The sequence below is a fragment of the Nocardia sp. BSTN01 genome (assembly GCF_015354405.1).
Classification (GTDB): domain Bacteria; phylum Actinomycetota; class Actinomycetes; order Mycobacteriales; family Mycobacteriaceae; genus Nocardia.
The window spans coordinates 25,002-42,827 of the sequence record NZ_JADKYP010000021.1; the positions used below are offsets into that span (position 1 = coordinate 25,002).

A 17,826-nucleotide genomic window follows, 5' to 3' on the forward strand; every position below is an offset into this window, starting at 1 on the left:
TGACCTTTCTGATCGGGGACGAAACGAGGAGACGGCCAAAGAGGCGATGCTGGTCAGCGGTGTAGATCGACGCCGAGTGCGTCGGCGATGTCGTGTGCGTAGGTGACGACGGCGTGGAGGGAGGGTGGGGCTGTGGCGTCTCGCAGTGTGGTATCGAGGGACCGTGCGAACCGATGCTGTGGGTCGGAGTCAAGGGCTGCGTCCAGCGCGATCGAGGCCAGCGCTCCGTCGCCTCGGTGATAGGCCGAGAACGCCAGCAGAGCCGCGGCATGGGCGCGTTCGGGATCGGGCAGGCTGCGGGTGAGCAGCGCCCACAACCGTTCAGCCGCGTCGACACGAGCAGTGCCGGCCAGCCCGAGCAGGCAATGGCGCACGGCCGCTGTGCGTAAGGCCACCGCGAGTGCGGCCATCTCCGCCGGTGTCAGCGTCGAACCTGCTGCGAGCGTGTCGATGTGCTCGACCACCGTCGCGACGGTGGCGGTGATCTCGCTCGCCGCGCTCTGCGTGTGGATGCCGGTGTCGGCGTGCAGCAGTGCGCGGACCTGGTCGGCCAGCGCCGGGTCGGGCTCGATCAGGCGGGTCAGTTCCTCGCGTGACCGGCGGATCGGATGTCCCGCGACGACGAACGCGGCGGCAAGCGTGGTCGCGTCGGGGTCGGGCACGACGCCGGACTCGGTGGCATCGAGCAGGCTCCACCACGGCGCGCCTGCGTCGATCACGCGGGTCGCCCACGCCGACGCGAGAACAACACCGCGTGTGGTGAGGGCTCGGTCGAGGATGTCGAGGGTGTGGGTGTGCCTGCCAGGGGGCGCGGACGTTGGTTGCGCGGTGCTGTCGACGATGAGAACCAATACTGCCGACGCGTTTTCGTTCGCGGCGACGTCGGCCAGTTGCGCCACGACGGCGGTGAGCCGGCTGTCGCTGACGTGGAGGTCGTGGCGGGCGACGACTTTGATGCAGACCTCGTCGGCGGGAGGGCGGCGTTCGAGGAGCGCCACGACCAATGAATCGACGGGGTAGAAGCCGAGCAGGGCCGGCACGGCGGCGATGAATTCCCCCGGGGCAGACATGCGTAGTGTCGTCGGCTGAATCATGAACGATCCCTTCACTGGACAACGAATCGGAGACGGCCGACACAGCTGACCGGGGCGCGGGCAGCCCGGTCGGCGCGCCGCGGTCAGCTCATGAAGTGGTGGATGTCGTGGCCGCTGGTGGTCAGGCGCGCGCGCCCGGTGGCGATCAACTCGTGCGGCAGCGCGGTGGTCGCACTGGTCACCGGTCCTGGCACCGCGAACACCGGAACCCGATGGCGCACAGCGTGCGCCGCGATCGTGGCGGGTTCACCGCCTGGTGTGGACTCGAGCACTGCCCGCGACAGCGCGGCCAACAGGCGAGTCTGGGCGCGGCGACGGGCCCGGGTCACCGACGTACCGGGCGGGTACTCGGATACCAAAACTCCGCTGGTGGCGACGGTGGCGAGTAGTCCGGAATGTCCAGGCGGGTGAGCGACGTCGATCCCGGCCGCGAGAACCGCGACCGGATGGCCGTGAGCAGCGAGCGCGGCTTTGTGCGCGATCGCGGCGACCCCGTATGCGCTGTCCGCCGAGACATTCCAGCCCAGGGTGGTGAGTTCGGCGGCGATCCGGTCGGTGACGGCGCGGCCGTATCCGGTCGCGGCCCGGGAACCGGTGATGGTGATCGCCCGCTCGATGACGGTGTCGAGGCGGACAGGGCCGCGCAGGTAGAGCGCGAACGGGCCGGATTGTGTGGCGCGGTCCAGCCGCGCCAGCTGCCACGGCCATTCAGCGTCGTCGCGGGTGACCACCCGGCATCGAGTTCATTGAGGCGATCGACGTCGCGGCGTGCGAGGTCGCCGAGATCGGAAGGGGTCGGGAAACCAGTGTGTCCGCGGCGGATCCGATCGGCTATCTCGCTGGTGGGTCTGGACTGCCACAGCAGGCGCGTTCGGTGATCGCTGGTGGTGAGTGCGCGGGCGACGAGGGCTCGGTCCAGCAGGTCGCAGGTGCTGGTGTCGGTCACGAGGCCGGCCCCGCGCCGAGGTCGGTGACGATGTCGAGCGCGTCGCTTCCGCTGGCGGCCAGGTGCGCGGTGTGCTCGCGCAGCAAGTGGTGGCATCCGGTGGAGGTGGCCGAGTAGATCGGACCAGGGACCGCGGCGATGCGGCGGTGCAATCGTCGCGCCCACGACGCGGTGTCGAGGGTGCTCGAGCGCGCACCGGCCTCACAGATGACCAGGCCTGTCGAGAGGGCGGCGACGAGTCGATTACGTTCGGGGAAACGGGATTTGGTCGGCGGGGAGCCGGGCGGATACTCGGAAACGATCAGCCCGCGTTCGGCGAGCTGATCGAACAGCGGTGTGTTTCCGGTCGGGTAGGCGCGGTCGACTCCGGCGGCCACGACCGCGATTGTGGGCGCCGACAACAGCAGCGCGGCCTGGTGGGCGGCGGTGTCGATGCCGTACCCGGCGCCACTGAGGACACACCAGCCGCGCTCGGCGAAGTAGGTCGCCATATCGTGGGCGACGTGGATGCCGTAGTCGGAGGCCGCCCGCGCCCCCGTCACTGCCACGGTGCGATCAACGCAGACGGTGAGCGCGAGCGGGCCGCGCACCCACAAGGCGACCGGGGCAGTGACGTTCGCGCGTTCGAGGTCGGCGACCGCGGCCGTCGGCCAATCGGGATCCTCGGGAGTCAGAAGCATCGCCTCGACCGCGGCCGCGCGATCGAGGTCGGCTACGGCTTGGTCCCGCACATCGGGTGGAATTTGGAACAGTTCGGGGTCGGTGCACAACTGTTCGGCGACCTGCTCGACGTCGGTGTCAGCCAGAAGTGCCGCCACGGTAAGGGAATTGGTCAACGCGGCGCGGGCAGCGACGGCCCACGCAAACCGCCTCTGCGCGCTCAACGGCGCGAAGCGTTCGTCGCAGGCAGGGGCGGAAGCGGACACGGCAATCTCCTGATGGAAGTCAATTGGGGGAGTCGATCAGCGCAGCGGGGGCGGCGACCAGGCAGCGCCGAAGCAAGCGGGTGTGCCGGAAAGCCGGACGAGCCCCTGCCGCGATGGCGCATGACACCGGGACAGCGCATCGGTGTGCACAGTGGACGGCGCAGGCGAAAACTGGCCACTATCAGCCGATTGAGTCCGCGCCGCCTCGGGGCGCGAGTCGTTTGCGAGGAGAACGGGCGTGTCCGGAGGGGGTGGACTGAGCCCGTTCTCGCACCCTTCGCCCTGCAACGGTGTGTAAACGCACCGCGATGGTGACGGGGCGCATCGGGGTAGGGGATGGTGCGAGCCACCCGTGTATCCCCTCGATCCCCCCGATCCCATCGCGAAGTCTAGACCTCACCGTTCGACTGCGGCAGTGGCGAGTGGAGTCCGACCACGACTGTTCGTGTCGTGGTCGCAGGGTGGAGGGTCGGTGGTGCGTGCTAGGTGAGGTGGGCTCCGGTGTCGTGGAGCAGGGTGCGCATCAGCCATCCGGCTTCCGCGCCGACGACGGTGTCGAGCACCTCGCAGAACACGCGACAGAACTCGGGCCCGTGCCCGGCAGCGGGGCGTGGTTGCAGGTGGTGAGCAAGCTCGTGCAGCACCAGCAGTTCTCGCACCGCATGCTCGCGCAGCGGGACCGCGATCGTGGCGGTCGCGGGCTCGTAGTGCGCATAACGACTGCCGCGCCGCGCACGCACCCGCACAGCCGCCGCTGCCCGCGGGTACCGGGCACGGATCGAGGGCAGCGCCATCACGGCTGCGAGGTACGCGGTCACGGATTCGACTGTGCCCATGCGCCTTTCGACCGGTACACAGATATGGGAGCCGAACAGTTCGACGGTGCGTCCCGGAGTGCGATCGGCGAGATCGAACAGGGCACGCAGCCGGTGCTCGGCGTCGTAGACCTTGCGTCGCTGGCTATCACGTGGTCGTGCGGTCACGACGGTAAACCTTTTCGCGGTCCGTCGATCTCGCTGAGACCGTGCAGGCGGGCGCGTTGCCCGTCGCGGTCACCGGCCTCGCCGGCGGCGGGTGCGTGGCCGCCTGCGCGGCGGTGCCCCGGCCAGGTGCCTTTCGCGGTGGAGTGGGCGGTGTAGTAGTCGCGTAGCTCGATGTCTTTGTCCCGCAACGCCAACGCCGTGCCCGCCGCGGCCGGCGAGGTGGGGGTGAGGGCGTCGGCGCGTGCTTGGTCGCGCTCGTCCCGTAGGCGTTGCCCGACGCGGGCGGCGAAGGCGCGCTGGTAGGCCAGCCGCGCGGTGACACCGGCTACCGGGTGGCGCTGGTGGGCCGCGGAGTTCAGGTAGGCACGTGAGCCACGCACCATCTGGGCGAGCAGATGGGTGTAGAGCAGCTGGGTGGTGTCGATGTCGGAGCCGAGCCCGAAGGCGATCACCCAGGTCGAGTTGTGGGCGGCGTCCACGCGCACGTCGTTGGCGTGGGCGATGGCCACGAACAACTGCACATAGGTGGCCAGCCCTTTGGTGTGTTTGGCGCCGATTTCGATGCGCCGCATGCCCGGCATCGGGCGGGCACGGCCGCGGTCGGCGGCAGCGGCGCGGGCCACGGCCAGGTCGATGGAATGCTGGGTCGCCAGCTGCTGGGCGCGGGCGAGGAAGGCCTCGGCTTCGTGCGGGTTGTCGGTGCCCTCGGCCTGGCGCATCAACGCACCGATGCGGGTGAGCACCCTGTCCGTATCGGCCATCATTCACCGTCCCTGGTGAACAGGGTGCGGGTGGCGATGATCGCGGCCAGCAGGTCCAGCGGCTGATCACCGGTGTCGGTGGGTGCGGCGTCGCGGATCTTGCGGAGTTTGCGCAGCCGCGAGGCGGGGCGCAGTTCGACACCGAACATCGCCATGCTGTGTTCGCTACCGGGAGCGCGGATGAGCGTGTAGTCCTCGATCGCGATCCATGCCTCGTACCAGGCCTCGGCCGGCTGGCCTTCACGCCGGCCTTCGCCGGGCTGGGGATTCGGTGGCGCCCACAGTCGGCAGGTGCACTCCGGGTCGCCGCACGGGCGCCGGCTCGGATGCCGGTTGTAGTGATCGCTCTGCCCGGCCAGCATGGGGCATGTCCGTTTCGAATACAGACCACACTCGGGGTGCAGCGCGGGTTCCGGGCCGATGCCGCGCAGGTAGTCCTGCGGCCGGATGTAGACCACCACCCACGGGCCGTGGAGGCGCTGACCGCACACCTGGCACAGGCTGTGCTGCCAGATTTGTTGCAGCCGCGCGGGATTCACCGCGCCCCACACGGGCTTGGCGGGGTCGCGGTGGGTCATCGTGATGTAGGGAACGACCATGCCCGCCGCGACCGGCGCCTCGGCCAGACGTTGCGGAACCGGAACCGGGCCCGGGATGGCGCCGCCGGGAGTGTCGGGCATCGGGTACCTCCATTCGGATCGAAAGGGGAAAGCAACGGGGCGGTGCTGCGGTGAGCCGGACCGGTCGCCGCGAGCACCGTCGTTTCTCTCGGGTCACCGCTGGTAGCCGTGACGTTCGGTTGCGAGTCCGGTCGCGGCGGAGTCCGGGAACGCCTTCTACTCGTGGGCGCTTGCCGAGCTGCGCAGTGCGCGATATGTGACGCGGACGAGCCGTTCGTGGGTGCGGTAGTCGGCGATGGCGTGGTTGAGCAGAGTCAGGGGTTCGCCGCCGACGACGGTGGCCATGGTGTGGGCGATACCGAGCGCACGCCGTGTCGAGGCGATGTAGGGGCCGAGGGCCTCGACCAAGAGGGCGACGGTCTCGTCGCGGCTCAACGGTTTGACGGTGGATTCGCTCACGGGAACAACTCCTTGCACAGCGAGCACGGGCACGGCAGCGAAGCGGTGGCGGGGCCGGGCCCGGTGATGGGTGGTCGGCTGGTCAGTGGGTTGGCAGGCCGAGCAGGTCGGCGTAGCGGTCGACGCCGTCGAATTGCGGGCAGGCGCAGCGGGGGAACGGGTGCGCGCAGTCGGCGCAGTATCCGCACCACCCGCAGTGCGGGCCGAAGGGGTCGTCTTCGAATGCGCCGCAGTGTTCGCAGAATCCGATGTAGTCGGTGTCGGCGCTGGCCCACTCGCGTATCAGGTAGCTGTCGTTGGAGTACCAGGTGCCCCCGACCCAGCGCCCGTGGCGTTCCCCGAACACGTAGGCGGGATGTTTGTAGGCGGGATCGGTGGTCAAGATGACGACCTTGTTGGAGCCGAGCCAGTGTTCGAACCGGTCTCGCCCCGCCCAGCTGTCGAGTGACCCGAACGGTTTGGTGGGCAGGAAGTCCTCGGCCGCGATCCGGGTATCCGAGCGCGCGTCGCCCGCTGCGGGGTGCACGTTGGGCGGCAGCACTCCGTTGTGGGCGAGGACGGTGCGCGGGTCGCCGCCGACGGTGAAGGGGTGGCAGTTGCTGGTGTCGCGGTCGCCGTGTGTGGCGTAGCGGGAGTGGAACAACGCCGGACCGCCCGGATGCTTGGTGCGTTGTTCGGCGAACTCGGCGATCACGTCGTCGCTGTTCATGCCGTGGCCGACGAGGATCGTCTTGCCGGTGTGGATGGCGTAGCCGTGGCCGTGCGGGTTGGCCAGGGCCCCGCCGTGCAGGGCGTCGAGGTCGGGGTCCTGGCCGGGTTTGTAGAAGGTCAGGATGCACACGCGAAGGCCTCCAATTCGTCGGTCAGGCAGCGGTATTCGGGGCGCGCGGCCAGCCACGCTGTGAACGCCGCCCATTCCCAGCCACGGCGGCGAGCGATATCCGCTGCGGAGAGGGTGCGGGTGTATTCGACGGAGGCGTCGGCGAAGGCGAGCGCGGCTTGGACCTCCCGCGTGTTCAGGGAGCTGGCGAATACCCGTAGTTCGAAGGTGTGCTCGGGGCGTACGTTGATGGCCTGGTACCGGAACGCGCGTTCGGCGTTGCTTTTGGCGTGGGCGGCGGCGTTGGCGCGGGCGCCCGGGTCGAATACCGCCCATTCCTCGGAGTCGCGGCGCGCCAACGTCTTGACGTGGGATTCGTTGCGGTAGACGAATTTCAACCACCGGTAAGCGTGTGCCGGCGAGGAAAACCCGGCGCGGGACACGTGCACATGGATGCCGACACTGGTATCGGTGTAGGCTCCCAGAATCCGCAACCGATTCAGCAGCGGCCACGGAAAGTGTTGGCGCGCATACTTATACGACATAGGGTGCGTGACGAGCTCGTATCCGCACGGCTGGATACTCCCATCCTCCTTTAGATAGCCAATGTCGCCGAGCTGGTCGATGGCGAGCTCGACAGCTTCATCGAAAACGTCTCGGGGGGTTTTGATTTCGAGTTCCAGTCCGAGATACAGCGGCCCGGTGCCGTGGAAGTCGGGTTCGGGTTTGTAGTCGTAGGAGTGGATGCCGTGATGGTCGGGTCGTTGGTTGGCGCAGTAGTCGCAGTAGTCCTCCCAGCAGCGGATGAGGATTTCGCAGCCGGGGCAGCGGCGGTAGTCGGCGTCCTCGCAGCGCCCGCACACGTCCGTCCCGGATTCGGTCTCGTTGAGCCCGTCCGCGCGTGAGCCGCAGTCATCGCACACCAGGTAGCTGTCGGCGCAGTCGTCGCAGACCTCGCCGTGCCCGATGACACGGACGAGATCGCTGTCGAAGCGGTCGCAATCGCGGCACCGTCGCCACCCGATCGAACATTCCGTGCACACGTCGGTGTCGTGCACGGTGGAGCGGCGATCGCGCGTGGGGGTGGCGCAGTCGTCGCAGGTATCGAGCCGGTCGGCGCACGCACGGCACAGATGATCCCCCTCGACCGTGAGGACGGTCGTGGTGTCGTCGATCGGGTGTGAACAGTCCTCGCACCGCCGATCGGTGAGAGTGGATGAGAGCATACGAATTTCACGTCCTTCCGGAGAATGAGGGAGAGACGACAGCGCCCCGCTCCGGGCCATGACTGGCCGGAGCGGGGCGCAGGGCTAATGCGTCGAGAAGCAGCTGGAATGAGCGGTGAGTCGCGAATCAGCTGGATGCTGGGAACCGAGTCGCGGCTCGGCGAATAGGGGCTAGTTGTGCTACTGACGGTGGCCGGTGACAGTGTGGGCTTGGGTCTTCTGTAGCAGCCTTTCATAGGGTGTCTGTCCTCCGAGGCCGCCGTGGGGGCGGTGGTAGTTGTAGTAGTCCTCCCACTCTTTGAGCTTGTCGTTGAATAGTCCGGCATCGTCGATGACCACCCCGTCGAGGAGGCGGTAGAACTCCTCGGCGTCGATGCGGTGCGAACGTTCAACCTTGCCGTTGAGCCGCGGCGTGGCCGGTTTGATGTAGGTATGGCCGATGCCCTGGTCGATCACGTGCCAGTGGAATGCCGACTGGAACTCCGCGCCGTTATCGGTCTGGATCTTCTCGATCTGGAACGGCAGCCGGGCGATGAGGTAGTCGAGGAACTGGATCGCGGTCTTCTGATCCGATCGCGGGTATATGCGAAGCACCCGCAGCCGGGTGCAGTCGTCGATAGCGGTGTACTGGTAGAAGCGCTTGCGGCGGTGCGGGCCGGTCGTGATCGGTTCGATGAACTTGACGTCGACCTGCACATGGTGGCCCGGCCGCTGCTTCTCGTAGCGTTTCCATCGCTGCTTGTGGCGTTTGTAGCGTTGCGAGGCCGGCAGCCGGTTCATCCCAAGGCGTTTCAGGATGCGCCACACCGCGGATTGACTGATCGAGACATCGTGGTAGCGCTGCAGGTACATCGAGATCTTCAGCGGACCGAAGTGGTAGTGCTGACGCAGATGGATGATCTTGGCGACGACTTCGGGCTGGGTGACGTTCGGGCAGTGCAATGGTGCGCTCGACCGGTCTTTCAGCCCGTCGATCCCCTCGTCCTCGTAACGACGTTTCCACCGGTAGAAGACATTTCGACTGATCCCGTAGTACCGGCATGTCGCGGTGACGTTGCCGCTGACCTCCTCGGCATGTTGTAGAACGGCCAGGCGCCGATTCGCGCGCCTGATCAGATCCTTCTCGCTCCATACACGTTCGGGCACAAGGACTCCTCTTCATATCAGGAGCCCAGACTGTCAACAACCTCCGGCAGTTTTATAGCTAACTCACAGGTGCAGGAGAACAGGACGGATCGGCAGTCGAAACACCAGCCACACGTCCGGCAGTAGCGGCTGGTGCGTTCGAGATCGCGGTCCAGGCAGTACCCGCACACCGTCCGGCGCCGGGCCGGCCACCGCTGCTCAGGCGGCAGGAAGGAGCGGTTGGAATACCAGATCCCGCCCACCCACTGCCCCGCTCGTTCCCCGAACACGTAGGCGGTGTGGGCGTAGGCCGGGTCGACGGTCAAGATCACCAGCTTGCTCGACCCCAACCAGCCCGACAGCCCCCGCGCACCGGCGACGGTGTCGATCGGGCCGAACGGTTGCCTCGGCAGGTAATCCTCGGCCGCGATCCGGGTATCCGAGCGCCGGTCATACGCGCGTGGATGGACCCGCTTGGGCAGGGTGCCGTTGTGCGCCAATACCGTTCGCGCATCGCCGCCGAGCCGGAAGGGATGACAGTTGGATAGATCGACCGCGCCGCGGGTGGCGTAGCGGGAGTGGAACAACGCCGGGCCGTCCAGATGGTCGGCGCGGGTGCGGGCAAAGGTGCCGATCACGGTGTCAGCGTTCATGCCGTGCCCGGTGATGATGCGACCGCCGGCCACGATCGCGAAGCCGTGACCGTCGGGATTCGCATCAGCCCCGAACCGCAGCGCTCCCTTGTCGATCGCAGCACCGGCGGGGTAGTAGGTCAGCAGGCACATTGCAGGGCCTCCATCTCCGCGGCCAGCGGCTGGTAGTCGGGGCGGGTGGTGACCCAGGTGGCGAAGCGGGCCCAGTCCCAGGCGCCGGCGCGGATATCGGCGACCCGCAGACCGCGGGTGTAGTCGATGGAGGCGGCGGTGAACGCGAGCGCGGCCTGCACCTGCTGCACATCCAGCGAGCTGGCGAACACCCGCACCTCCAACGTGTTGCGCGGCAGCGGATTGATCGCCTGATACCGCTCCAGCCCCAGCGCGTGCTGCGGCCCCTTGGCCGTGTCGCGGGCACGCGCGCGGGCGGCGCTGTCGAACTGGGCGTAATGCGTGCGGCGGCGCGCCAACCGTGTGACCGCTTCCTCGTTGCGGTACAACAGTTTCAGCCATCGATACACGTGTGCCGGGTTGTCGAACCCGGCCCGGCTGGCGTGCACGTGCAGCCCCACCGACGCGTCGGCCTCACACCCCAGCCGGTGCAGTTGGTCGAGCAGCGGCCAGGGAAACGACTCGATCGCATACCGGTAGGAGAGGGGGTGAGTGACGAGCTCGAACCCGGACGGCCTGATGGAAGAGTCGCGTTTCAGATATCCGAGGCCGGCGAGGTGGTCGGTGGCCAGGGTGGCGCAGGTGTCCAAGCGGTGTTCGGGGACGATGATTTCCAGTTCGAGCCCCAGATACAGGGGTCCGGTGCCGTGGAAGCGGGGGTCGGGGCGGTAGGTGTAGTTCCACACCTTTCCCCGGTTGCCGCAGGCCTCGCACCGGTGTCCGGGTTGGACGAGGGTGCCGCATGCCGGGCAGGCGTGGAATCGACTGGCGCAGCGGGGGCAGGCGCGGTGCCCGCCGGAGATGTAGCGGCTGTCGGCAGTGAACCGCCCGCAGCTGAAACACGCGGCGAACAACACGCTCGCGCACCGCGCGCACACCGGGTCATCGGTATCGGTGCGCAACTGCGGGCCGGTCAACTCCTGGCACGACACACACCCGGCCCACCCCGTCAGGCAGTGCGCGCACAACTCGGCCTCGTCGGCAGTGCGTGTCAACCGCAAGGAGGGGGTCCGGCAGTAGGCGCAGCGGGGTAGCTGTTGCCAACACGAGTCGCACACAGCGAAATTCGCGATGCACAGCTCCGTGTCGGCTGCCGCGCCGTCGCAGACCGCGCACGGTGGACCCAGGATCGGATCGGTCATGAACGCACACACCCTCCACAACAGAAAAGCGCCGGCCGACAGGGAGTCGACCGGCGCGGAAAACGGACAGAAACAGGGCAAACAAGAACCGAGGTGAGCGCTCGGTAGAAGCGGAGACCCGCGTGTGCCAGAGCCGCTGCGTCAGGGCGAGAGGACGCGCGGTCTAGGTTTTCGCTCAGGCAGCCAAGCTTGAACGCGCGTACTCGCAGTCGTCGGCCGGTTGGCCGTGGTGGCGGCCCGGACAGTCGATAGATCGCAGGACGCGGTCGGCCACCGACAGGCGAGTGCGTGTCTCGGCTTCGAGATCATCGATGCGGGACTTGGCGATCGCTTCGTAGTGCTGGTGCGAATCGGTCACCGATTCCAAGGGAGGGAATCCGGCCTGGATCCACGTCCGCGTGTACAGGCCGAACGCGGCGGTGTTGAGCGGGGCGCGCTGGCTGGCCGCCATGACCGCGAGCGCGACCTCGGCCGCCGTTCCCGGAACCGGGGACAGGCCCCCGGCGACGCGGTCGAGCAGTTCGCGGCAGTGCGACCGGTACACGAATTCCTGGCGCATCCGCTCATGGGTCGGCATCAGCAGCCCGAACGAGTGATAGAGGGTGTTGCGGTGGCGCGGATGGCGGCGTTGCGCGCGGGCGATTTCGTCTTCGGCCCAGTCGATCTGCTCGAACACCGGCTCCAGGTCGGACAGACACCGAGAGACGACCGATGCGATATCAGCAACTTCGACGAGCTGGCTTTCGGTCACGGGGGCTCCTTTCGACAGCAATGGGCAGTAGAGAAAAGGGAGGCGAGACATGACCGCGAGTTGACGGCTGACGTCGCTCCCTCTGACCGCGATGTGGCGGCGGCGCTGGATGGTTGGGCGTATCGTTGAACCGCGAGGCGCGGGTTGATCTCACCCAGAATTTTGGGAGATCACGGACATGAACGACCCCCAGGCGAGCAGGAGCAAACGCGGACGGGACGCCGGGAATCTCGCTGGCCAACTACGTCATTCGCGGGAAGTAATGGATCGCCGCCGCGCGGTCGAACGTCGGCGCGAACAGAATGTCAGCGACGCGGTGCGGGAGTATTGGTCTGCGTGGCAGGCGATTTCGACGATTGAACAGCGCCGCGACCGCCGCGTCCGTGCGTTGCGCGACAAGATCGGCCACCTCGAACAAGCCGCCGCAACTGAAATCGCGGTACACCACGACAGGCAGGCGGCGGCTGTGGCGCGCATGAACGAGCAGGGATGTAGCACCGACGACATCGCCGAACTGCTCGAAATCAGCCTCAAAGGCGCTCAAAGGCGCTCGCCAACTACTGGCCGCCGGGCGGGCAGAGCCTGAACCTGGTGTGCAGACGACACATCGTCAGAGCGAGCAGAGACTCAACGAGCCGCAGCGGTCTGCGGAATTGGCAGAGCGATCGCCGAAACCGGCATCCGGGCAATAGCCCGCCGAGCGGACCGGCGAGCCGACGGCCGCCAGCAAGCTCGGCCTGGCGACGGTAGTGGCCTACGACTCGTGTCAGTGGAGATCACGCGTCGTTGAGATAACCCCCGGCGTTCCAGACGATCCCCTGGAAACCGCCCGGGGGCACCGGATGCCGCACCGGGATCCCGGCGGCCGGTGCGAAGGGCCAAAAGCACATGCCGCATCGATGGCAGTACACGCCGGCGCGCCACACCGCATAAGCCGCAGGCGCACCACGGCGAATCCGGGCCGACCGTCGCAGCCTCCGGAACGCGAACCACAGAATCAGCAAGGACGGAAGCGCAAGGAAAAGCGCAAGACCAAAAGTCCCCATCACAATCGAAGCAGTCGAGACGTCGGGCTGTGGACGGCTAATCAGCACGGCTCCAGCGGCGAAATACCCAACTGCAGGCAAGCTCAGCACCACTGCGAGGGTTGTGAGGCGGCCAGCACCCCGGAATCCAGGCTCCGGCGCGAGTGATTGTGCGAGATAACTGGATTGCGTCCGCTCAACGAGCGAGGAGCCCATGACCGGCACCGGACCCAGCGAACTCACACCGACACCGGAGTAGTAGTCGGTGCCATAGACCGTCGAGGTCCCCGAAGCGCGGATCGCAGGAACGCTCTGCACACAATCGTCGTAACCGCAAGAGGGACAAGATATATCGACGCTCATGAGGTTCCGATTCCCTCCGACCGCCGCTGCGCCGGAATGATCGCGGGTGCGCAACAACGTCTCTGCTCGTAGCCGGTGTCGAGATGGTTGCGTCCATCGAACACCTCCCCCCGGAGCCTGTCGATAGGTAAAACGCACAGTTGTGTCACCCATCGGGCATGTACCTCCTCATCTGCCACACGAATATGGCGCACATCACACGACTCTGGTAGAGGGCGTGTACTTGTTATCTGTATGAATCCGTGAAGTACGCGTGTCGAGCGTCGGCCTGCTCGAACGCGATGCCCTACCTGGACCCGTGAGTGTTGTCGATTGGTCTGCTGACGCCGTCAGGAGCAGGGATGAAGTGTTGACGGCGTCAGCAGGGAACAGGTATCGTTTGCGCCGGAAAATTGCGCGAAGTCTCGTGAAATTCCCGTTGCTACCGGCGGAGACGTTGCATCCGCAGCCTCAGCTCGATTTTTGCGAGGGAGTGGTTAGGGGTTCGATTCCCCTACCCCCTACAGGTGGCGCGTGCTCGTGTGAAGTGCGTGTACGTCGAGCGGACTGCGGTTGTGCGGCCGCGAGTGCCATCCGGCAAGGACGTGCCGACTCCCTATGCGTCGACCGGTTGCTGGCGAAGGTGCACTCGCTTGGGTGCAGACGGGGCATCGCGGGGTCGCGCTCGAATGGCCCGACGCTCCAGGTCCGGCGCTGCCGGATGCTGCGTGGCGCTCATGGCCAACCCGATCCCAGGTGGCCAAGAACTGGCCAAGACGCCACGAAACAAGGCGCGACGGGACGAACTGGCTGAATGCCAAAAACGCTGTGACCTGTACGAACGAGCATCAAGCGGACCAGAAAGACAGTTCTCAGCGCTCTTACACACCAGCGGTCGGGGGTTCGAACCCCTCTGCGCCCACAGCCGACCTCTGATCTGTCAACACAGGTCAGAGGCTTTTTCACGCCACATGTCGACTTCGAAGTGGGCTCCGCGCTCATTCGCCTGGCTCGCCGTGGTGAACTCGAGTTCGATCAGGCGCGTGAACTGATTGCTGCGTTCAGCACGCATTCCGTGGAGCGAATCCGCGAGCCGGTGGATTCGGTCGCCGCTGTCGGAATGATCGACCACGCCGCCTACGCGGACGCTGGGTATATCGTGTTGGCTCAGCGGCTCGCCTATCCGCTGATGACCCTGGACGACGGGATGCAGAAGGCAGCACGGATTCACGGAGTAGAAGTGATAAGTGCATCGGGCTGAACCGTGCGGCACGCGGTGTCACTCGGCACGTCGGCCGGCAAGAAATAGGTATACGCAGGGGTAGTTCTACCGTCGCGGGGGTGCCCGTCGGTGACGAGGCTGGAGTGCGTTCTATCGGTCACGTTGCGGAGGATTCGATGTCTGCACCCAAGCTTCAGCACAGGTCTCATAGCGGCACGAGGACCTCGGAAGAGGTCTTGATGATCCGGCGATGCGCGAAATGTGACAAGTTGTATGCGCCGCTGACGGCGGGGTGTTCCTCGTGTGCGTCGGATGTCCTGGAACGGGTGCCGTCGTCGGGTGCGGGTTCGGTCGTGTCGTGGCGGGTGGTGGAACGTGCCGGTGCGGGGGGTGTGCTGGCTCAGTCGACGGTCGCGATCGTCGAACTCGACGAGGGCCCGTGGGTCTACACCTCGCTGGAGGGGGAGGTGCCGTTGCTTGCGGATCGGCCCGTGCGCGTGCATTTCCAGCCGCGTCCGCGAGACGACAGGTTTCCGGTCTTCGTCGTGTGTGCCGATCGCCGGCACCGGCAGTGCAGCCGCGAATCGGTGACTTCCTCGGGCTCCGACGGACGAGGCCATGCGTCGCGGTGAACCTGGTGTCGCGCGGTGCTACAGCCAGGCATGGGTCCGGACCTCGCTGCAGCAATGCCGACTTCTCGAGAGAGACGGCTATCTCGATCCGCATGCGCGGTCGATAGTCGTATTCGCCATTCATTGGGCGCCGTTCGGCGGTGCCGACTCCAGCGAGTTGCTGGTGCGTTTCGGCGTCGCCAGACGACGGTTCCTGCAGATGTTGCAGGCGGCGCTGGCTCCCGGCCGTACGGACAACAGGGAGACGAGGGGACTGAAGCAGCATCTGCTGGCAGCACTGGACTACGCATGGAATCCCAGTCGCGACCCCGCCCTCCTGCCGGATTTGGTGAACGGCGATCGAGCTTCGTGAAGTCAGCAGCCCGCAGTTGAACGGTTGATGCCGCCGCCTCTCCGCGCGTCCACGAACACGCCGCGGCGCCCTGCGTGTCGACGGCGGCTACGTCGACTCAATCCTGCAATAGCGCACGGCCTCGCTCAGCGGTGACCACTGCGGACCGGGAGGTCAGGTTGCCGCGCCCGGAACCAGGCCCACCAAGCCTCCGTCGACGAGCAGGTCCTGACCGGTGATGTACGACGCCTCGTACGAGGCCAGGCTGGATCGTGAAGAACACCCCTTTGATGTTGACGCCGACCACCCGGTCGAAATCGGCCTCGGTCACCGCGTCGGTCGGCGGGAAGAATCCGATGCCCGCGTTCACGAAGAGCACGTCCAACCGGCCGTACCTGTTACGGATGGTGTCGAACAGGGCGTCGAGATCGGTCGTCTCGGCGGCGATCGTGAGTGCCTCCGGTCCGAGTTCCTGGGCGGCCGCGGCCAGCCGGGCCGGGTCGCGTCCGGTGACGATCACTCGCGCGCCCTCGTCGCGCAACCGTCGCGCCGTGGCCAGTCCCATACCGCTCGTACCGCCGGTGACCAGTGCGATCCTGCCGTCGAATCTGTTGTGTGCCATGCCGAGAAGCCTGCCGACGATCGCCCTGGACAACCGGTGCGAGGTCAACGTGGGATCACTACCACCAGGCTATGCGGGTGCGGCCGACCGTTCCGGCGCCGGCAGGCGCGGGCGCTGCTCGGTCTCGGTGCCGGGCCGCGGGTTGTACAGCACCAGATGCAGATCGGGATGGTCCGCGACGATCAGCGTGGTGGTGTCGAAGTACAGCTCACCCGCGTCCGGATGGCGCACCGCGTGGACCGCCTGCGTCGGGGCGCCGACGTCGTGGCGTGCCCACAACTCGGCGAATTCGGAACTGACCGAGGAGAGTTCGGTGATCACCCGGTCGAATTCGGGGTCGCCCTGCGCCGCATCGGCACGATAGGCGGCGACGACCGCCGGTGCGGCGGCGGTCCAGTGCAGATGCATCTCCCGGTAGCTCGCGTTTGGACGACCTGAACCGCCGGTGTTCCGGCCGGCTGTTCCGCCAGAGCCGGCGCGGCAGGCAGTATCGGCGCGACCGCGATGGCCGTCACCATGAGCACTCGCGCCCCGACTCGTAAGGTGGACCGCGCCTTCGATTGAACGTCGTTCCCGCGGCCGACTCAACGGTTCGAACACATGTCAGATCAATTTTCCGGAACTCTCGGGACCCGCGCACATCGTCGTGCCCCTAGGTCACGATTCGCAGCGGGTGCTCGACCAGCTCCTTCAGTTGGGCCAGGAACTGCGCCGCGACGGCTCCGTCGATGGCGCGGTGGTCGGCGGACATGGTGACCCGCAGGACCTTTCGGCTCACGACCTCGTCGCCGTCGAGTCGCAGTTCGTCGGTGGCGGCGCCGATCGCGAGGATGGCGGCTTCGGGCGGATTGATGACGGCGGTGAAGTGTTCGATGCCGTACATGCCGAGGTTGGAGATGGTGAAGGTGCCGCCGGTCATCTCCTCGGCGCGGAGTTTGCGGTCGCGGGCGCGTTCGGCCTTGTCACGGGTTTCGGCGGCGATGGCCGACACCGTTTTGCGGTCGGCGTCGCGAATGACCGGCACGAGCAGGCCGGCGGGGGTGGCGACGGCGACGCCGAGGTGAATGCCGTGGTGGCGGCGCAGGGTGTCACCGGCGAAGGAGACGTTGACCGCGGGGCTGGCGCGCAGTGCCGTGGCGACGGCCTTGACGAGCAGATCGTTGACGCTGACCTTGCCGGCCCCGGTGTCGGCGAGTGTCTCGTTGATCCGGGTGCGGAAGGCGAGGAGTTCGGTGACGTCGATGGCGCTGGTCAGGTAGATGTGTGGCGCCTGCTGTTTGCTCTCGGTGAGGCGAGTGGCGGAGACGCGCTGGATGGTGGTCAGCGGGATTTCGTCGTAGTCGCCGGAGGCCGGGGTGGCAGTGGTGCCCGGTTCCGCGCGTTCCGGTGCGGCGGTTGTTTGCGCGGCGTCGGAAGACTCTGCCGCATGGGCGTTTTCGACGTCGAGGCGGGTGATGCGACCGCCGGGGCCGGTTCCGGTGACGGTTGCGATGTCGACACCGAGTTCCTGCGCGATCTTGCGCGCCAGAGGCGAGGATTTGCGGCGGACGGCATCGGAGGACGCAGCCGACCTTGCCGGCGCCGCGTCGGCCGGGCTGGGCTGTTGCGCGATCCGCCGCTGTTCCGCGGCGGTGTCGGCCGGCTCTGACCGCTCCTGGGCGGGCTGCCGTGTCGCTGCGCTCTCGGCCTGCTGAACGGTCGAAGACGGTGCAGGTGATGCAGCGGGCGCAGTGCCGTCGCCGAGGATGGCGATGGGTTCGCCGATCGGCACGCGGGTTCCGGGTGCGGCGATGATGCGTTCGAGGACGCCGTCGTCGTACGCCTCGAGCTCCATCAGGGCCTTGTCGGTTTCGATTTCGGCGAGTACCTCGCCGCGGGTGACGGTGTCACCGACCTGTTTGAGCCACGTGGCGACGACGCCGTCTTCCATGGTGTCGGAGAGGCGGGGCATGGTGATGTCGGACAACGGTCTTTC

The 17,826-nt window shown here is 67.0% G+C and carries 21 protein-coding genes; 4 read left to right on the top strand and 17 right to left on the bottom strand.

All coding sequences use genetic code 11. The features are described 5' to 3' along the window. Positions 1–53: 53 nt before the first annotated feature. The 13 genes from IRT45_RS18500 to IRT45_RS18560 all read right to left on the bottom strand — a co-directional run bounded on the left by IRT45_RS18500 (position 54) and on the right by IRT45_RS18560 (position 11,677). Positions 54–1,094, bottom strand: coding sequence for a DUF4192 domain-containing protein (locus tag IRT45_RS18500; RefSeq protein WP_194807104.1), 1,041 nt, complete (start codon positions 1,092–1,094; stop codon positions 54–56). An 83-nt stretch (positions 1,095–1,177) separates the two neighbouring features. After that, complete coding sequence (locus IRT45_RS18505; RefSeq protein WP_194807105.1) at positions 1,178–1,825, bottom strand: DNA-processing protein DprA; 648 nt, start codon at positions 1,823–1,825, stop codon at positions 1,178–1,180. A gap of 211 nt (positions 1,826–2,036) precedes the next feature. After that, on the bottom strand, positions 2,037–2,966 hold the full coding sequence (locus IRT45_RS18510; protein ID WP_194807106.1) for a DNA-processing protein DprA: 930 nt from the start codon (positions 2,964–2,966) through the stop codon (positions 2,037–2,039). A gap of 482 nt (positions 2,967–3,448) precedes the next feature. Then, on the bottom strand, positions 3,449–3,949 hold the full coding sequence (locus IRT45_RS18515; RefSeq protein ID WP_194807107.1) for a TIGR04338 family metallohydrolase: 501 nt from the start codon (positions 3,947–3,949) through the stop codon (positions 3,449–3,451). Continuing rightward, positions 3,946–4,713, bottom strand: coding sequence for a DUF2786 domain-containing protein (locus IRT45_RS18520; protein ID WP_375540121.1), 768 nt, complete (start codon positions 4,711–4,713; stop codon positions 3,946–3,948). Before IRT45_RS18520 ends, IRT45_RS18515 begins: the two co-directional genes overlap by 4 nt. Beyond that, entirely contained in the window at positions 4,710–5,390 is a 681-nt protein-coding gene (locus IRT45_RS18525; RefSeq protein ID WP_194807108.1) for a hypothetical protein, read from the bottom strand. Before IRT45_RS18525 ends, IRT45_RS18520 begins: the two co-directional genes overlap by 4 nt. Before the next feature lie 156 nt (positions 5,391–5,546). Continuing rightward, a complete protein-coding gene (locus IRT45_RS18530; protein WP_194807109.1) occupies positions 5,547–5,789 on the bottom strand; it encodes a hypothetical protein in 243 nt (80 codons plus the stop codon). An 82-nt stretch (positions 5,790–5,871) separates the two neighbouring features. Continuing rightward, positions 5,872–6,630: a hypothetical protein gene (locus tag IRT45_RS18535; RefSeq protein ID WP_194807110.1), complete on the bottom strand. Its 759-nt coding sequence runs from the start codon at positions 6,628–6,630 to the stop codon at positions 5,872–5,874. After that, positions 6,618–7,835 (bottom strand): hypothetical protein, encoded by a 1,218-nt coding sequence (locus tag IRT45_RS36985; protein WP_228534569.1) that lies wholly within the window; start codon positions 7,833–7,835, stop codon positions 6,618–6,620. The genes IRT45_RS18535 and IRT45_RS36985 overlap by 13 nt, the downstream gene beginning before the upstream one ends. 180 nt (positions 7,836–8,015) lie before the next feature. Then, positions 8,016–8,951 carry an IS481 family transposase gene (locus IRT45_RS18545; RefSeq protein ID WP_194807169.1) on the bottom strand — a complete coding sequence of 312 codons (936 nt, stop codon included), beginning with the start codon at positions 8,949–8,951 and terminating at the stop codon, positions 8,016–8,018. Between the two features lie 47 nt (positions 8,952–8,998). Further along, positions 8,999–9,745: a class II glutamine amidotransferase gene (locus tag IRT45_RS18550; RefSeq protein WP_194807111.1), complete on the bottom strand. Its 747-nt coding sequence runs from the start codon at positions 9,743–9,745 to the stop codon at positions 8,999–9,001. Continuing rightward, positions 9,733–10,779 (bottom strand): hypothetical protein, encoded by a 1,047-nt coding sequence (locus tag IRT45_RS18555; protein ID WP_228534570.1) that lies wholly within the window; start codon positions 10,777–10,779, stop codon positions 9,733–9,735. Before IRT45_RS18555 ends, IRT45_RS18550 begins: the two co-directional genes overlap by 13 nt. A gap of 322 nt (positions 10,780–11,101) precedes the next feature. Continuing rightward, positions 11,102–11,677, bottom strand: a complete 576-nt coding sequence (locus IRT45_RS18560; protein ID WP_194807112.1) for a hypothetical protein — start codon at positions 11,675–11,677, stop codon at positions 11,102–11,104. A 178-nt stretch (positions 11,678–11,855) separates the two neighbouring features. Here IRT45_RS18560 and IRT45_RS18565 point away from each other — a divergent pair, with 178 nt between their 5' ends. After that, positions 11,856–12,263, top strand: a complete 408-nt coding sequence (locus IRT45_RS18565) for a hypothetical protein (protein ID WP_194807113.1) — start codon at positions 11,856–11,858, stop codon at positions 12,261–12,263. 190 nt (positions 12,264–12,453) lie between these two features. Here the strand turns inward: IRT45_RS18565 and IRT45_RS18570 are convergent, their stop codons facing one another. Further along, the gene (locus tag IRT45_RS18570; RefSeq protein ID WP_194807114.1) at positions 12,454–13,020 is read right to left on the bottom strand and encodes a hypothetical protein; all 567 of its coding nucleotides are present in this window, start codon (positions 13,018–13,020) and stop codon (positions 12,454–12,456) included. A 1,009-nt stretch (positions 13,021–14,029) separates the two neighbouring features. On the opposite strand from IRT45_RS18570, the gene IRT45_RS18575 reads away from it, so the two are divergent. The 3 genes from IRT45_RS18575 to IRT45_RS18585 all read left to right on the top strand — a co-directional run bounded on the left by IRT45_RS18575 (position 14,030) and on the right by IRT45_RS18585 (position 15,250). Continuing rightward, the gene (locus IRT45_RS18575; protein ID WP_194807115.1) at positions 14,030–14,305 is read left to right on the top strand and encodes a type II toxin-antitoxin system VapC family toxin; all 276 of its coding nucleotides are present in this window, start codon (positions 14,030–14,032) and stop codon (positions 14,303–14,305) included. A 230-nt stretch (positions 14,306–14,535) separates the two neighbouring features. After that, positions 14,536–14,898, top strand: coding sequence for a Zn-ribbon domain-containing OB-fold protein (locus IRT45_RS18580; RefSeq protein WP_228534571.1), 363 nt, complete (start codon positions 14,536–14,538; stop codon positions 14,896–14,898). Then, a complete protein-coding gene (locus tag IRT45_RS18585; protein ID WP_194807117.1) occupies positions 14,885–15,250 on the top strand; it encodes a hypothetical protein in 366 nt (121 codons plus the stop codon). The genes IRT45_RS18580 and IRT45_RS18585 overlap by 14 nt, the downstream gene beginning before the upstream one ends. A gap of 97 nt (positions 15,251–15,347) precedes the next feature. Here the strand turns inward: IRT45_RS18585 and IRT45_RS18590 are convergent, their stop codons facing one another. The 3 genes from IRT45_RS18590 to IRT45_RS18600 form a co-directional block, all read right to left on the bottom strand. Further along, positions 15,348–15,851, bottom strand: a complete 504-nt coding sequence (locus IRT45_RS18590) for an SDR family NAD(P)-dependent oxidoreductase (RefSeq protein WP_194807118.1) — start codon at positions 15,849–15,851, stop codon at positions 15,348–15,350. Between the two features lie 69 nt (positions 15,852–15,920). Further along, complete coding sequence (locus IRT45_RS18595) at positions 15,921–16,259, bottom strand: hypothetical protein (RefSeq protein WP_194807119.1); 339 nt, start codon at positions 16,257–16,259, stop codon at positions 15,921–15,923. A 244-nt stretch (positions 16,260–16,503) separates the two neighbouring features. Next, entirely contained in the window at positions 16,504–17,817 is a 1,314-nt protein-coding gene (locus tag IRT45_RS18600; RefSeq protein ID WP_194807120.1) for a dihydrolipoamide acetyltransferase family protein, read from the bottom strand. Between the last annotated feature and the right edge of the window lie 9 nt (positions 17,818–17,826).

What these genes read in the sequence shown, in the direction of transcription:
- IRT45_RS18520 (WP_375540121.1), bottom strand. Translation starts at nt 4,713, where the DNA reads ATGATGGCCGATACGGACAGGGTGCTCACCCGCATCGGTGCGTTGATG.
- IRT45_RS18565 (WP_194807113.1), top strand. Translation starts at nt 11,856, where the DNA reads ATGAACGACCCCCAGGCGAGCAGGAGCAAACGCGGACGGGACGCCGGG.
- IRT45_RS36985 (WP_228534569.1), bottom strand. Translation starts at nt 7,835, where the DNA reads ATGCTCTCATCCACTCTCACCGATCGGCGGTGCGAGGACTGTTCACAC.
- IRT45_RS18590 (WP_194807118.1), bottom strand. Translation starts at nt 15,851, where the DNA reads ATGGCACACAACAGATTCGACGGCAGGATCGCACTGGTCACCGGCGGT.
- IRT45_RS18550 (WP_194807111.1), bottom strand. Translation starts at nt 9,745, where the DNA reads ATGTGCCTGCTGACCTACTACCCCGCCGGTGCTGCGATCGACAAGGGA.
- IRT45_RS18595 (WP_194807119.1), bottom strand. Translation starts at nt 16,259, where the DNA reads ATGCATCTGCACTGGACCGCCGCCGCACCGGCGGTCGTCGCCGCCTAT.
- IRT45_RS18585 (WP_194807117.1), top strand. Translation starts at nt 14,885, where the DNA reads ATGCGTCGCGGTGAACCTGGTGTCGCGCGGTGCTACAGCCAGGCATGG.
- IRT45_RS18500 (WP_194807104.1), bottom strand. Translation starts at nt 1,094, where the DNA reads ATGATTCAGCCGACGACACTACGCATGTCTGCCCCGGGGGAATTCATC.
- IRT45_RS18525 (WP_194807108.1), bottom strand. Translation starts at nt 5,390, where the DNA reads ATGCCCGACACTCCCGGCGGCGCCATCCCGGGCCCGGTTCCGGTTCCG.